The sequence below is a fragment of the Blastococcus sp. LR1 genome, from assembly GCF_020166105.1.
Lineage (GTDB): Bacteria > Actinomycetota > Actinomycetes > Mycobacteriales > Geodermatophilaceae > Blastococcus.
Genome location: NZ_JAIUJY010000004.1, coordinates 389,826 through 403,010, shown reverse-complemented (window position 1 = coordinate 403,010; position 13,185 = coordinate 389,826). Strand labels below are relative to the sequence as shown.

Genomic DNA, 13,185 nt, shown 5'->3' with positions numbered 1-13,185 from the left:
ACGCCGTACGCGCACGTCATGTCGTGACCTTCCGCCACTCGCACCGCACCCGGCGTCACGCGGTGCGGCGCTGCGACGTCCCGGCAGGGTCGGCCGCGGGCCCGCCGTCCACAGGGACCAGCCGCTCGTCACGGGACCGGGTGACCGTCCGTCCACAATGTCCACAGATCGTGTCCACAGGTGGTGGACAACCCCGGCCCCCTGCTTACCCTCCGGGCGTGCGGCTCGAGATCCAGGACCCTGAGCGGGGCTCCACCCTGCCCTTCGTGCTGGTCTGCTGGCTGGTCGCGGCCCTGATGGCCTTCGGGGCCATCGCCGCCTCCGACGCCTTCCTCGAGCAGCAGGAGGTGCAGTCGGTCTGCGACGGCGCCGCGCTCGCCGCCGCGAACCAGGCCGACGAGGCGGTTCTCTACGCCAGCGGCGTGGGCGCCGAGCTGCCCCTCACCCGCGCGGCGGCCCAGGCCGCCGTCGCCGACCAGCTCGCCGACGGCGGGATCCAGCTCGACAGCTGGTCGGCCGAGACCGACGGCGCGGAGGTGACCGTCACGTGCACCCGCTTCGTGACGATCACCTTCGACTGGATCTTCCTCGGCGGCCAGCCGCTGGAGCGCACCGCCGTCGCCAGCGCACGGGCCCCGACGCTGCCCTGACCTGCCGGGAACGCGCTGAACCGACCGGCCCGGAACGGGCGACGGCCCCCGACCTGGTGGTCGGGGGCCGTCGTACCGAACGTGGCGGGTGAAGGATTCGAACCTTCGAAGGCTAAGCCGACGGATTTACAGTCCGCTCCCATTGGCCACTCGGGCAACCCGCCGTGCGGTGCGTGCTGCTCGGTACGCGGGAGAGACTACAAGACGCGGGGACCGGCGGTGACGGGTCCCCGCACCGAGTGCCGGTGGCGCGACCGCGCCCCGAGGAGAGGAAGACATGGCCGACGCATCGTTCGACGTCGTGAGCAAGGTGGACCGCCAGGAGGTCGACAACGCCCTGAACCAGGCCGGCAAGGAGCTCTCGCAGCGCTTCGACTTCCGCGGCACGAACGCCACCATCGCCTGGGCCGGCGAGGAGGGCGTGAGCCTCCAGGCCGACACCGAGGAGCGGGTCGCGGCCGCGCTCGAGGTGTTCAAAGAGAAGCTGATCAAGCGCGGCATCTCGCTGAAGGTGCTGGATGCCGGGGAGCCGCAGTCCTCGGGCAAGAGCTACAAGATCGGCGCGACGATCAAGCAGGGCATCGAGTCCGACGTCGCCAAGAAGATCGCCAAGCTGATCCGCGACGAGGGCCCCAAGGGTGTGCAGGCGCAGATCCAGGGCGATCAGCTGCGGGTCAGCGGCAAGAAGCGCGATGACCTGCAGGCCGTCCAGCAGCTGCTGAAGGGCGCCGACCTCGACGTCGCCCTGCAGTTCGACAACTACCGCTAGGTGACCTGATGGAATCGGCCCGGCCGCAGGGGCCCGCGGCGCGCGGAGCGTGTCGTGGGGTGCGGCCGGGTCCTTCTACTCGCGGGCCATCTGCTCCAGGCGGGCGATCCGCTCGGCCATCGGCGGGTGGCTGGCGAACATCGACGCCATGCCCTGACCGCGGAACGGGTTGGCGATCATGAGATGGCTCTGGGTCACCAGGCGCTCCTCCTGCGGGAGCGGTCGCGCCGCGGTCCCGCGCTCGATGACCCGCAGCGCATCGGCGAGGGCCAGCGGATCCTGCGACAGCTCGGCGCCGGAGGCGTCGGCCTGGAACTCCCGGCTGCGGCTGACCCCCATCCGCACCAGGCCCGCCGCCAGCGGTCCGAGGAACACGAGCAGCAGCCCACCGAGCGCGTTGCCGCCGCCGCGGTCCTCGCCCGAGCGACCGCCGAAGAGCGAGGCGAACATCGCCATGTGCGCCAGGTAGGTGATGACCGCGGCCATGGCGCCGGCGACGGAGCTGATCAGGATGTCGCGGTTGTAGACGTGCGACAGCTCGTGGGCGAGCACGCCCCGCAACTGCCGCCGGTCGAGCAGCTCGAGGATCCCCTGGGTGACGCAGACGGCCGCATGGCGCGGGTTGCGGCCGGTCGCGAAGGCGTTCGGCTGATTGGTGGGGCTGACGTACAGCCGGGGCATCGGCTGGTGAGCGGAGGTCGCCAGCTCGCGCACGATGGCGTAGAGCTGCGGCGCCTGCGTCTCGGTCACCGGGAAGGCCCGCATCGAGCGCAGGGCCAGGGTGTCGGAGCGGTAGTAGGCGTAGCCGTTCACACCGAGCGCGAGCACCAGGGCGATGCCCAGACCGCCCCGCCCTCCGATCAGCGCTCCGGCCATGAGGATGAGACCGCCCATGAGACCCAGGAGCACTGCGGTCCGCACTCCGTTGGCCCATCGCTGCACGTCCGGTCCAACGCGGTCCACCGACCGCCCGTTCCCCGCCGCCGCACAGGGCCGTCACCCGGCGGAATGAGATAAGGGCTGCCTTGGTTGGAACCCTCGAGCGCGGTGGGATCCTCCCGCGGCCAGCGTGTCCGGTTGCACATCCCGGTCGCCGACACACGCACGTAACCTCGCCCGGTGGAGGTAGACCCCCTGATGACTGGCACCAACCCGACCGTCGCGCCGTCGAACCCGGACGGCGCCCTGGCCACCACGGTGTCCAGCTCCGCCCCGGGCGGCCTCGTGAAGAGCGTCGTGGCGCTCGACCGCGTCGTCATCCGGCTCGCCGGCGACTCCGGCGACGGCATGCAGCTGACCGGCAACCGCTTCACCAGCGAGACGGCGTCCTTCGGCAACGACCTGAAGACGCTGCCGAACTTCCCCGCCGAGATCCGGGCGCCGACGGGGACCCTGCCGGGCGTCAGCTCCTTCCAGCTGCAGTTCGCCGACCACGACGTCATGACGCCGGGTGACGCACCCGACGTCCTCGTGGCCATGAACCCCGCGGCGCTCAAGGCGAACCTCTCCGAGCTGCCCGGCGGCGGCCTGCTGATCCTCGACTCCGACGAGTTCACCCCGCGCAACCTGGCCAAGGTCGGCTACGCGACGAACCCGCTCGAGGACGGCTCCCTGGAGGGCTGGCAGACCGTCAGCGTGGCGCTGACCTCCATGACGCTCGAGGCGCTCAAGGACTCCGGCCTCGGCAAGAAGGAGGCCGAGCGGAGCAAGAACATGTTCACCCTCGGGCTGCTGAGCTGGATGTACCACCGGCCCACCGAGGGCACCATCCGCTTCCTCGAGCGCCAGTTCCGGCGCAAGCCCGAGATCGCCGCGGCCAACATCGCCGCGTTCCGGGCCGGCTACAACTACGGCGACACCACCGAGGCGTTCGCGGTCTCCTACGAGATCAAGCCCGCCCCGATGAAGCCGGGCCGCTACCGCAACATCTCCGGCAACCAGGCGCTGGCCCTCGGGCTGGTCGCCGCCGGACAGCGGTCGGGGCTCCCGATCTTCCTGGGCGCCTACCCGATCACCCCGGCGTCGGACATCCTCCACGAGCTGTCGCGGCACAAGGCCTTCAACGTCCGCACCTTCCAGGCCGAGGACGAGATCGCCGGCATCGGCGCGGCCCTGGGTGCCTCCTTCGGCGGTGCGCTCGGCATCACCACCACCTCCGGCCCGGGTGTGGCCCTCAAGGCCGAGACCATCGGCCTGGCGGTCATGACCGAGCTCCCGCTGGTGATCGTGGACGTGCAGCGCGGCGGGCCCTCGACCGGCCTGCCCACCAAGACCGAGCAGAGCGACCTGCTGCAGGCGATGTTCGGACGCAACGGCGAGGCCCCCATCCCGGTCATCGCCCCCCGCTCCCCCGGCGACTGCTTCGACGCCGCCGTGGAGGCCGCGCGGATCGCGCTGACCTACCGCACCCCGGTCATGCTGCTCTCGGACGGCTACCTCGCCAACGGCGCCGAGCCGTGGGCGATCCCGGACGCCGACTCCCTGCCGGACCTCACCTCGGCGGTCGCGTTCGCGACCGAGCCCAACGGTGAGGACGGCGAGTTCCTCCCCTACCTGCGCGACCCGGAGACCCTGGCCCGCGCCTGGGCCATCCCCGGCACCGCGGGCATGCAGCACCGGATCGGCGGGCTGGAGAAGGCCGACAAGACCGGCAACATCTCCTACGACCCGGCCAACCACGACTTCATGACCCGCACCCGGCAGGCGAAGATCGACGGCATCGCCGCGTCGATCCCGCTGACCGATGTCGAGGACCCGGACGGCGACGCCCGTGTCGCCGTCATCGGCTGGGGCTCGACCTACGGGCCGATCGGCTCCGCTGCCCGGCAGGTCCGGGGCTCCGGCCGCAAGGTCGCCCAGATCCACCTGCGGCACATCAACCCCTTCCCGTCCGACCTGGGCGAGGTCCTCGCCCGGTACGACCGGGTGATCTGCCCGGAGATGAACCTCGGACAGCTCTCCCTGCTGCTGCGCGCGAAGTACCTCGTCGACGTGCAGAGCCACACCCAGGTGAGCGGGATGCCGTTCCGCTCGGCAGGGCTGGCCGCGGTCATCCAGGACGCGATCGACAGCACCACCGCATCCCTGAACGGAGCACAGCAGTGACCGTCGAACTCGGCATGCCCGACGCGCCGACCCCGATCGATGCCGCGATCGCCCGATCGCTGGAGCAGCACGGCCCGAAGGTGACCGAGCTCAAGGGCAAGGACTTCAAGACCGACCAGGAGGTGCGCTGGTGCCCGGGCTGCGGTGACTACGTCATCCTCAACGCGGTCCAGAGCTTCCTGCCCAGCCTCGGCATCGCCCGCGAGGACATGGTCATCGTGTCCGGGATCGGCTGCTCGTCGCGCTTCCCGTACTACATGAACACCTACGGGATGCACTCGATCCACGGTCGCGCCCCGGCGATCGCGACCGGTCTGGCCGCCTCCCGCCCCGACCTGTCGGTGTGGGTCGTGACCGGTGACGGCGATGCGCTCTCCATCGGTGGCAACCACCTGATCCACGCGCTGCGCCGCAACGTGAACATGACGATCCTGCTGTTCAACAACCGGATCTACGGGCTCACCAAGGGCCAGTACTCGCCCACCTCCGAGGTCGGCAAGGTCACCAAGTCCACCCCGATGGGCTCGCTGGACCACCCGTTCAACCCGGTCTCGCTGGCCCTGGGCGCCGACGCCACCTTCGTCGGCCGTGCCATGGACTCCGACCGCAAGGGCCTCACCGAGGTGCTGCGGCAGGCGGCCGAGCACAAGGGCACGTCGCTGGTCGAGATCTACCAGAACTGCAACATCTTCAACGACGGCGCGTTCGAGCTGCTCAAGGACCCGGCGACCGGCCCGATGTGGACGATCCCGCTCGAGCACGGCAAGCCGCTCGTGTTCGGTCCGGACGGCGCCTCCTGCGTGGTCCGCGAGGACTTCGGCGGCCTGCGGATCGCCGAGACGAACCAGGTGGACCCCTCGGAGATCGTCGTCCACGACGCGACCCGCGAGGACCCGTCCTACGCGTTCGCGCTGTCCCGGCTCTCGTCGCAGGACCTGCGGTACTCGCCCATGGGCGTCTTCCGGAAGGTCCAGAAGCCGAGCTACGACGCGATGATGACCGAGCAGCTCGACGAGGCCCGCCTCTCGGGCCCCGGCGACCTGACCGCGCTGCTCGACGGCGGCGACACCTGGGAAGTCAAGGCCTAGGAGAGGGCCCCGTCTCCCTCCGGGGAGGCGGGGTCGCTGTCGTTCCGGGTACCGCGCAGCACCTCGGTCAGGACGACGAGCGCCCGGCGGAGCTCCTCCCGGCCGGGTGCGGCGAAGCCCAGGACCAGCCCCGCTCGGTCGGCGGCACCGGCGCCGAGATGCCGGCCCAGCCCGTCCAGGGCCACTCCTTCCGCGGCCGCGGCGGCGACCACCGCCGCCTCCTCCTCCGGTCCGGTCAGGGGAACGAGCAGGTGCGCCCCGGCGGGGTCGCCCTCGGCGACCAGCCCGGCTGCCGCCACCGCGACGCGCACCTCCTGGCGCCGGCCGGCCAGCTCCCGCCGGAGCCGGCGCAGGTGCCGGGCGAGGTCGCCCGACGCGGCCAGAGCTGCCAGCACCCGCTGCCCGGCGCGTGGCGGGCGCATGCCGGTGCGGGTGCGGCGCTCGAGCAGGAGATCGCGGAGCGCGGGCGGGGCGACCAGCCAGCCCACGCCGAGAGTGGGACTGAGGATCTTGCTGGTCGTGCCGAGGTGGACGACCACGTCGGGGCCGAGCGCTCCGAGCAGCGGCAGCGGGGCGACGTCGTAGCGCAGCTCGCCGTCGTAGTCGTCCTCCAGCACCCACCAGCCCTCGGCCCGGGCCCGCGTCACGAGCGCCAGCCGCCGAGCCGCCGACATCCGCCGGCCCAGCGGGTACTGGTGCGCCGGCGTGCAGTAGACGGCGGCCACGTCGGCCGGCACCGCGTCGAGCACCAGCCCGTCGTCGTCCACCGGGACGGGCACGACGACGCACCCGGCGTCGCGCAGCGCACCCACCACCCGCTGGTAGCCGGGGTTCTCGACCGCCACCCTGCTGCCCGGCGGCAGCACGCGGACGATCTCGGTCACCGCCGCGGACGTGCCGCTGGTCGCCAGCACGTCGGCCGGCGCCGCTACCAGCCCTCGGTGCCTCAGCAGGTGCCCGGCCACCGCCGCCCGGAAGCCGGGGTCGCCGGCCGGCTCCGGCAGCCGGTCCGGCGGCTCGTCGCCGGCGGCTCGCCAGGCCCGCCGCCAGGCCGCACGGTCGAGCACCTCGAGGCACGGCGAGCCCGCCCGGAGGTCGACCAGGGCCGACGCCGGTGCCACCCGGTCCACGGCCGGCGTGACCCCGACCGGACCGGGGGAAACGGCGCTCAGCACGAACGTGCCCGCCCCGCGGCGGCCGCCCACCCAGCCCTCGGCCAGCAGCTGGTCGTAGGCGGCGGAGGTGACGGTGCGGCTGACGCGCAGGGCGACGGCCAGCTCCCGGGTCGACGGGAGCCGGTCACCGGGGCGGAGGGTGCCGTCGGCCGTCGCGGCCCGCAGCGCGTCGGCGAGCTGGACCGACAGCGGCGTCCGCGATGCGCGGTCGAGCAGGAGGGGCGGGACGTCGACCACGGCTCTCCTTCCGATTGGCCTGCCGGAAAGGTAGCGGATTGGCCGTTCCGGGAGGCCAGTCCGGCGATCATGATCCATTCCGTGGACACGAACGCCCCGCTCTCCCCCACCGCCCGCAGCACCGTGCGCCGCGGCGCGAACCGCGCACGCACCGACCGCGCCGAGCTCTACGAGGTCCTGGACGCCGGCCTCGTCGGGCACCTCGGCGTCGTGCTGGACGGTGCCCCGGTCGTGCTGCCCACCGGCTATGGCCGCCGCGGGGACACCCTCTACCTGCACGGCTCGACCGGTGCCGCCACGCTGCGCGGCGCCGCCGGGATCCCGGTCTGCTTCACCGTCACCCACCTGGACGGGATCGTCTACGCGCGCTCGGCCTTCCACCACTCGGTCAACTACCGGTGTGCGGTCGTGCACGGCACGGCCCGCCCGGTCACCGACGAGGACGAGCGCCTGGCCGGGCTGGAGGCGCTCACCGAGCAGCTGGCCCCCGGATCGTGGGCCGCGACCCGGCTGCCCGACCGCAAGGAGCTGGCCGCCACCGCCGTCCTCGCGCTGGACCTGGGCGAGGCGAGCGTGAAGATCCGGACCGGCCCGCCCGGCGACGACGAGCGCGACCTCGGGCTGCCGGTCTGGGCCGGGGTGCTCCCGCTGCGCACGGTCGCCGGGGAGCCGGAGCCGTGCCCTCTGCTGCCGGACGGCGCGGAGGTCCCGCCGCGGGTGCGCGAGCGGGCGGTCAGCCTCGGGGCGTGACGCGCAGCAGCTGGTCCTCGCCGCCGCCGTTGTCGGTGGTCACGTAGAGCGCACCGTCGGTGCCCTGCTCCACGGTGCGGATCCGTCCGTAGGTGCCGTCGAGCTCCGGCAGCCGGAACTGCTCGACGAGGGAGCCGGACTCGTCCAGGCGGAGGGCCAGCACGTGCCGGCCGCGCAGCGCGCCCAGCAGCAGCAGCCCGTCGTAGGCACCCCACTGCTCGCCGTCGAGGAAGGTGCCGTCGCTCGGCGCGATCGGCGGAGCCCCGGAGTCCCAGACCGCCGACACCGCGCCCTCGATCTCCGGGTCGGTCATCGGGACGCTCTCGTCGTAGGACCCGTCCCCGTCGGGATCCCAGCCGTAGTTGCCCCCCGGCTGCAGCAGGTTGACCTCGTCGTTGCGGTCGGGGCCGTGCTCGACCGAGTACATCTCCTCGGTTCCGGGGCGGACCGCCAGACCCTGCACGTTGCGGTGCCCATAGGTCTGGATCAGGTCCGCCGCACCGTCGTCGGGGGCGGCGAACGGGTTGTCCGGGAGCGCGTCGCCGGTGGCCGGGTCGGCGCGCAGCACCTTGCCGGCCAGCGACCCGAGGTCCTGCGGATGACTGCCGACCGCGTTGTCCCCCGTGCCGACGAATAACGCACCGTCGGGCGCGAACTCCAGTCGGCAGCCGCCGTGCCGACCCGAGCGCTCGTTCACCGGGATGCCGCCGATCAGCGGGTCCTCGACCCGGGATGCCGAGGTCCAGTCGTCGGAGACGGTCCAGGAGATCACCTCGATCGATGCCTCGTCCCCGTCCACCACGCCCTGGCACGTGTACATCCGCCGGTTCTCGGCGAAGGCAGGATCCAGCGCCAGGCCCATCAGGCCGGTCTCGCCCGTCGCGAACAGGTCGCCGAAGTCGGCTTCGACCGCCTGGACGGCGCCGTCGGGGAGCACCGCGGTGAAGCCGCCCGACCGTTCGTCGAGCAGCAACGTGCCGTCCTCGGCCTGCGCGACGTCCCAGGGGTGGTCGAGACCATCGACCACCACCTCGATCTCCAACGTGGGAGAACCAGCGGGTGCCGAGGTGGTGGAGGGCGTCGCGACGGATCCGGAGTCCTCCGCCCCGCTGGAGCAGGCGCCCAGCAGCAGCACGGCCGCCATGCAGGGTCCCGCCACGAGCCTGCGAGTGGTGGGGGCCATGGGGGTCCTTTCTCAGCTGGTACGCGTGACCACGTACTCGCAGAGCGCGGACAGCGCCTCGCGCACGTCGCCCTCCGGTACGGCGTCCAACCGGGCGCGGGCCCGGTCGGCGTACTCGCGCAGGACGTCGTTCGCCCGGGCCAGTGACCGGGAGGAGCGCAGCAGCGCCAGCGCCTCCGCGTGCTCGGCGTCCCCGGTGACCGGCGCCGCCACGAGCTCGCGCAGCCGGGCCTCGTCCGGATCATCACCGGCCAGCGCGAACAGCACCGGCAGGGTCGCGATGCCCTCCCGGAGGTCGGTGCCGGGCAGCTTTCCGGAGGCGCCGTCGGTGACGATGTCGAGCAGGTCGTCCGACAGCTGGAAGGCCACGCCGACCTCCTCGCCGAAGGCGGTCAGCGCCTCGACGAGAGCGGGGTCGACGCCGGCGAACGTGGCGCCGAAGCGCGCCGACGTCGCCACCAGCGAGCCGGTCTTGTCCGCCAGCACCTGCAGGTAGTGGGCGACCGGGTCGTCGCCGGCCTGGGCGCCGACGGTCTCCTGGATCTGGCCGGTCACCAGCCGCTCGAAGGTGCGGGCCTGGACCCGGACGGCGTCGGGGCCGAGATCGGCCAGGATGTCCGACGCGCGGGCGAAGAGCAGATCCCCGGTGAGGATCGCGACGCTGTTGCTCCACCGGCTGTTCGCGCTGGGGGCGCCGCGGCGGACGGCGGCCTCGTCCATCACGTCGTCGTGGTACAGCGTGGCCAGGTGGGTCAGCTCGCAGACGACGGCACCCTCGGTCACCTGCGGGGCGTCCGCGTTCCCGAGCTGGGCGGCCAGCAGCGCCAGCATCGGGCGGAACCGCTTGCCCCCGGCGGACATCAGGTGGCCGGCGGCCTCCCGCACGAACGGGTGCTCGCTGCCGACGGCGACGGCGAGCCGCTCCTCCACCCGGGCCAGCCCGTCGGCGAGCGCCGTGCCGAGCGCACCCTCGGGAAGCCAGGGGCCGATGGTCGACGCCGGCGCGGAGATCCGGTGCCAGACCTCGGTGGAAGTGCCGTCTGTCGCGGCACGGGCTCCGGTCATCAACCGACGAATCTAGCCGCCTGCTCGGCGAGGTCGAGCACCGCCCCGGGCAGGATGCCCAGCGCCAGCGTCGCGGTCGCCGTCACCGCCAGCACGATCGTGGTGGGGATCCCGGGCACGCCGACCGTGGCTCCGTCCGGAACCGGCTCGGAGAAGTACATGAGCACGATGACCCGCAGGTAGAAGAAGGCGGCCACCGCGCTGGCCAGCAGCGCGACCACGGTCAGCGGCCACGCCCCCTGCTCGATGGCCGCCCGGAACACCGCGAACTTCCCGGTGAAGCCGGCGGTGAGCGGGATGCCCGCCAGCGCGAGCAGGAACAAGGCCATCACGGCGGCCGTGAGCGGCGAGCGGGCGCCGAGGCCCGCCCACTGCGAGAGGTGGGTCGCCTCGCCGTCGCCGTCCCGGACGAGGGTGAGGACGGCGAACGCACCGAGCGTGGTCAGCCCGTAGGTGAGCAGGTAGAACATCGTGGCCGCCAGGCCCGAACCCTCGCCGCCTGAGCCGAGGCCCAGCACGCCGGTGAGCAGGAAGCCGGCGTGCGCGACCGAGGAGTAGGCGAGCATGCGCTTGAGGTCGGTCTGGGTGAGCCCCAGGACGGCGCCGATCACCATCGAGACGATGGCGACGGCGTAGATCAGCGGCCGCCAGGTCCACTCCGCGGTGCCGAAGGCGACGTAGAGCAGCCGCAGGATGGCGCCGAACGCGGCGACCTTGGTGCAGGCGGCCATGAACGCGGTGACCGGCGTCGGGGCGCCCTGGTAGACGTCCGGGGTCCAGGTGTGGAACGGCGCGACGCTGGCCTTGAACAGCAGCCCGACGATGAGCAGCCCCAGGCCGAGGAGCAGCAGGGTTCCGGAGCCGTCGACCGACGCGGCCTCGCGGATCTCGCTGAGCCGGACGCTGCCCGTGGCGCCGTAGACCAGAGCCAGGCCGTAGAGGAAGAACGCCGAGGCGAAGGCACCCAGCAGGAAGTACTTGACCGCGGCTTCCTGGGAGAGCAGCCGCCGCCGGCGGGCCATGCCGCTGATCAGGTACAGCGGAAGGCTGAGCACCTCGAGGGCCACGAACATGATGAGCAGGTCGTTCGCCGCGACGAACAGCATCATGCCGCCGATGGCGAAGGTGGCCAGCGGGTAGACCTCGGTCTGCACCCGCGGGGTGGTCAGGAGCTCGCGGTCGCGCGGGCTGCCCGCGGGCACCGCCGCGCTGACCACGAACGCCGACCGCGCCGGGTCCAGCGACCGCTCGGCGAACAACAGGATGGACAGCGCGCCCAGGCCGGCGATGGTGGCCTGGAGGAACAGCGCGGGGCCGTCGACGGCGAGCGCGCCCCCCGCGGTCACGGTCCGCTCGAAGTCCACGGTCAGGAGCAGCGTGGCCGCCAGCGCGCCCACCGTGCCGACGAGGGCGATGGTGACCTGCACCGGGTGGCGGACGTCGCGCGGGGCGAACGCCTCGACCAGCACCCCGAGGCAGGCGGCCCCGAGGACCAGCAGCAGCGGGGCGAGGGCAGCGAAGGAGAGGTCGGGTACCTCGATCATCGGTCCGTTCCTCCGGAGTCGGCGCCGACGTCGCTGATGGTGGCGCTCACGGCGGGCTCGATCAGGTCCAGCAGCGGCTGCGGGTACACGCCCAGCCCGATGATCAGTGCGATCAGCGGAGCGACGACGGCGAGCTCGCGGCGGTCGAGGTCGCGGACCCGCAGGGCGGCCCGCGCGGGGGCGGGGGCCGCAGCGAGCGCGGTGGCTCCCCCGCCGCGGGTGGGCGGCGATACCGCGGGTTCGTCCTCGCCCTCGACGAGGAGCACGCCGCGGGGCGGGCCGTGCATGGTGCGCTGGTACATCAACAGGATGTAGAGGGCGGCCAGGATGATGCCCGCGGTCGCGACGATCGTGAAGACCGGGCGCGCGTCGAACGAGCCGATCAGCACCAGGAACTCGCTGACGAAGCTGTTGGTGCCCGGCAGGGCGAGCGATGCGAGGCCCGCGACGAGGAAGGCTCCCGCGAGCTTCGGCGCGTGCTTCGCGACGCCGCCGTAGTCGCCGATCTCCCGGGAGCCGCCGCGCGCGATGAGCATGCCCACGACGACGAAGAGCAGACCGGTCGCGATGCCGTGGTTCACCATGTAGAGCACCGCGCCGGTGCCGGCCTCGGTGGTGAACGCGAAGATGCCCAGGGCGATGAACCCGAAGTGCGAGATCGACGTGTACGACACCAGCCGCTTCATGTCGCTCTGCCCCATCGCCAGCAGCGCGGCGTAGATGATCCCGACCACCGCGAGCACGAGGACCAGCGGCGCGAAGAACCGAGAGGCATCGGGGAACAGCGGCAGGCAGTAGCGCAGGAAGCCGAACGTGCCGACCTTGTCCAGGACGCCGACCAGCAGGACCGCCCCACCGATCGGGGCCTCGGCGCCGGAGTCGGGGAGCCAGGTGTGGAACGGCACCAGCGGGGCCTTGATGGCGAAGGCGATGAAGAAGCCGAGGAAGAGCAGCTTCTGCACGTCGGGGTCGATGTCGAGCTGGCGCAGCGCGTCGAAGGCGAAGGTGCCCTCGCCCAGCTGGCTGGTGCTCACCACGTAGAGCCCGATGACGGCGGCGAGCATGATCAGGCCGCCGACCAGGCTGTACAGGAAGAACTTGACCGCGGCGTACTGCCGGCGCGGCCCGCCGAAGCTGCCGATCAGGAAGTACATCGGGACGAGCATCGCCTCGAAGAAGACGTAGAACAGCAGCACATCGGTGGCGGCGAAGACGCCGACCATCATCGCCTCGAGCAGCAGCAGCCAGGCGAAGAAGACCCGCGGCGGCCGGGGGCCGGCGTCGGCCTCGTGCCAGGAGGCGCCCACGACCAGCGGCACCAGCACGCCGATCAGCAGCAGCATGACCAGCGCGATGCCGTCGACGCCCAGGGCGAACTCCGCGCCGAAGTCGGGGATCCAGGAGATCGACGACGTCAGCTGGAACCGGTCGCCGTCGACGTCGAACGCGACCGTGGCCAGGACCGCCAGCAGCAGGACGACGAGGCTGACCCCGAGCGTCACCTGCTTGGCGAGCAGGGACCGCTCGCGCGGGAGCGCGGCGACGACGGCGGCGCCGACGGCGGGCACTCCGATCATCGCCACCAGGTACAGGGACGCGCTCACGCTCGGGCCACCACC

At 72.5% G+C, this 13,185-nt stretch carries 11 protein-coding genes and 1 tRNA gene; 5 read left to right on the top strand and 7 right to left on the bottom strand.

Features of this window, described 5'->3' with window-relative positions; genetic code table 11:
• The first annotated feature begins 218 nt into the window (after nucleotides 1-218).
• Nucleotides 219-650 (top strand): pilus assembly protein TadG-related protein, encoded by a 432-nt coding sequence (locus LBW97_RS13880; protein ID WP_224499957.1) that lies wholly within the window; start codon nucleotides 219-221, stop codon nucleotides 648-650.
• Nucleotides 651-732: 82 nt separating this feature from the next.
• On the opposite strand, the gene LBW97_RS13875 is transcribed toward LBW97_RS13880, so the two are convergent.
• Nucleotides 733-814: transfer RNA gene (locus LBW97_RS13875), tRNA-Tyr, on the bottom strand.
• A gap of 113 nt (nucleotides 815-927) precedes the next feature.
• Here LBW97_RS13875 and LBW97_RS13870 point away from each other — a divergent pair.
• A complete protein-coding gene (locus tag LBW97_RS13870) occupies nucleotides 928-1,419 on the top strand; it encodes a YajQ family cyclic di-GMP-binding protein (RefSeq protein WP_224499956.1) in 492 nt (163 codons plus the stop codon).
• Between the two features lie 75 nt (nucleotides 1,420-1,494).
• Here LBW97_RS13870 and htpX read toward each other — a convergent pair whose 3' ends face one another.
• Nucleotides 1,495-2,361 (bottom strand): zinc metalloprotease HtpX, encoded by an 867-nt coding sequence (gene htpX, locus LBW97_RS13865; RefSeq protein WP_224499955.1) that lies wholly within the window; start codon nucleotides 2,359-2,361, stop codon nucleotides 1,495-1,497.
• A 195-nt stretch (nucleotides 2,362-2,556) separates the two neighbouring features.
• On the opposite strand from htpX, the gene LBW97_RS13860 reads away from it, so the two are divergent.
• Nucleotides 2,557-4,524, top strand: coding sequence for a 2-oxoacid:acceptor oxidoreductase subunit alpha (locus LBW97_RS13860; RefSeq protein WP_224499954.1), 1,968 nt, complete (start codon nucleotides 2,557-2,559; stop codon nucleotides 4,522-4,524).
• Nucleotides 4,521-5,612 (top strand): 2-oxoacid:ferredoxin oxidoreductase subunit beta, encoded by a 1,092-nt coding sequence (locus LBW97_RS13855; RefSeq protein WP_224499953.1) that lies wholly within the window; start codon nucleotides 4,521-4,523, stop codon nucleotides 5,610-5,612. Before LBW97_RS13860 ends, LBW97_RS13855 begins: the two co-directional genes overlap by 4 nt.
• Here the strand turns inward: LBW97_RS13855 and LBW97_RS13850 are convergent.
• Nucleotides 5,609-7,024, bottom strand: a complete 1,416-nt coding sequence (locus LBW97_RS13850; protein ID WP_224499952.1) for a PLP-dependent aminotransferase family protein — start codon at nucleotides 7,022-7,024, stop codon at nucleotides 5,609-5,611. The genes LBW97_RS13855 and LBW97_RS13850 overlap by 4 nt on opposite strands.
• 81 nt (nucleotides 7,025-7,105) lie before the next feature.
• Between LBW97_RS13850 and LBW97_RS13845 the strand changes: the two genes are divergently transcribed.
• The gene (locus LBW97_RS13845) at nucleotides 7,106-7,774 is read left to right on the top strand and encodes a pyridoxamine 5'-phosphate oxidase family protein (protein ID WP_224499951.1); all 669 of its coding nucleotides are present in this window, start codon (nucleotides 7,106-7,108) and stop codon (nucleotides 7,772-7,774) included.
• Here LBW97_RS13845 and LBW97_RS13840 read toward each other — a convergent pair.
• From LBW97_RS13840 to LBW97_RS13825, 4 genes are read right to left on the bottom strand one after another with little or no spacing between them, the layout of a single operon-like run.
• Nucleotides 7,758-8,918, bottom strand: a complete 1,161-nt coding sequence (locus LBW97_RS13840) for a sorbosone dehydrogenase family protein (RefSeq protein WP_224499950.1) — start codon at nucleotides 8,916-8,918, stop codon at nucleotides 7,758-7,760. The two genes, LBW97_RS13845 and LBW97_RS13840, sit on opposite strands and share 17 nt — an antisense overlap.
• Nucleotides 8,919-8,969: 51 nt before the next feature.
• Nucleotides 8,970-10,022, bottom strand: a complete 1,053-nt coding sequence (locus LBW97_RS13835) for a polyprenyl synthetase family protein (protein WP_224499949.1) — start codon at nucleotides 10,020-10,022, stop codon at nucleotides 8,970-8,972.
• Nucleotides 10,022-11,566 (bottom strand): NADH-quinone oxidoreductase subunit NuoN, encoded by a 1,545-nt coding sequence (gene nuoN / locus LBW97_RS13830; protein WP_224499948.1) that lies wholly within the window; start codon nucleotides 11,564-11,566, stop codon nucleotides 10,022-10,024. Before nuoN ends, LBW97_RS13835 begins: the two co-directional genes overlap by 1 nt.
• The gene (locus LBW97_RS13825) at nucleotides 11,563-13,170 is read right to left on the bottom strand and encodes an NADH-quinone oxidoreductase subunit M (protein WP_224499947.1); all 1,608 of its coding nucleotides are present in this window, start codon (nucleotides 13,168-13,170) and stop codon (nucleotides 11,563-11,565) included. Before LBW97_RS13825 ends, nuoN begins: the two co-directional genes overlap by 4 nt.
• Nucleotides 13,171-13,185: the final 15 nt, after the last annotated feature.

Bases quoted from the DNA above. Each gene is read 5' to 3' on its own strand.
- nuoN (WP_224499948.1), bottom strand. From the start codon at position 11,566: ATGATCGAGGTACCCGACCTCTCCTTCGCTGCCCTCGCCCCGCTGCTG.
- LBW97_RS13840 (WP_224499950.1), bottom strand. From the start codon at position 8,918: ATGGCGGCCGTGCTGCTGCTGGGCGCCTGCTCCAGCGGGGCGGAGGAC.
- LBW97_RS13860 (WP_224499954.1), top strand. From the start codon at position 2,557: ATGACTGGCACCAACCCGACCGTCGCGCCGTCGAACCCGGACGGCGCC.
- LBW97_RS13870 (WP_224499956.1), top strand. From the start codon at position 928: ATGGCCGACGCATCGTTCGACGTCGTGAGCAAGGTGGACCGCCAGGAG.
- LBW97_RS13835 (WP_224499949.1), bottom strand. From the start codon at position 10,022: ATGACCGGAGCCCGTGCCGCGACAGACGGCACTTCCACCGAGGTCTGG.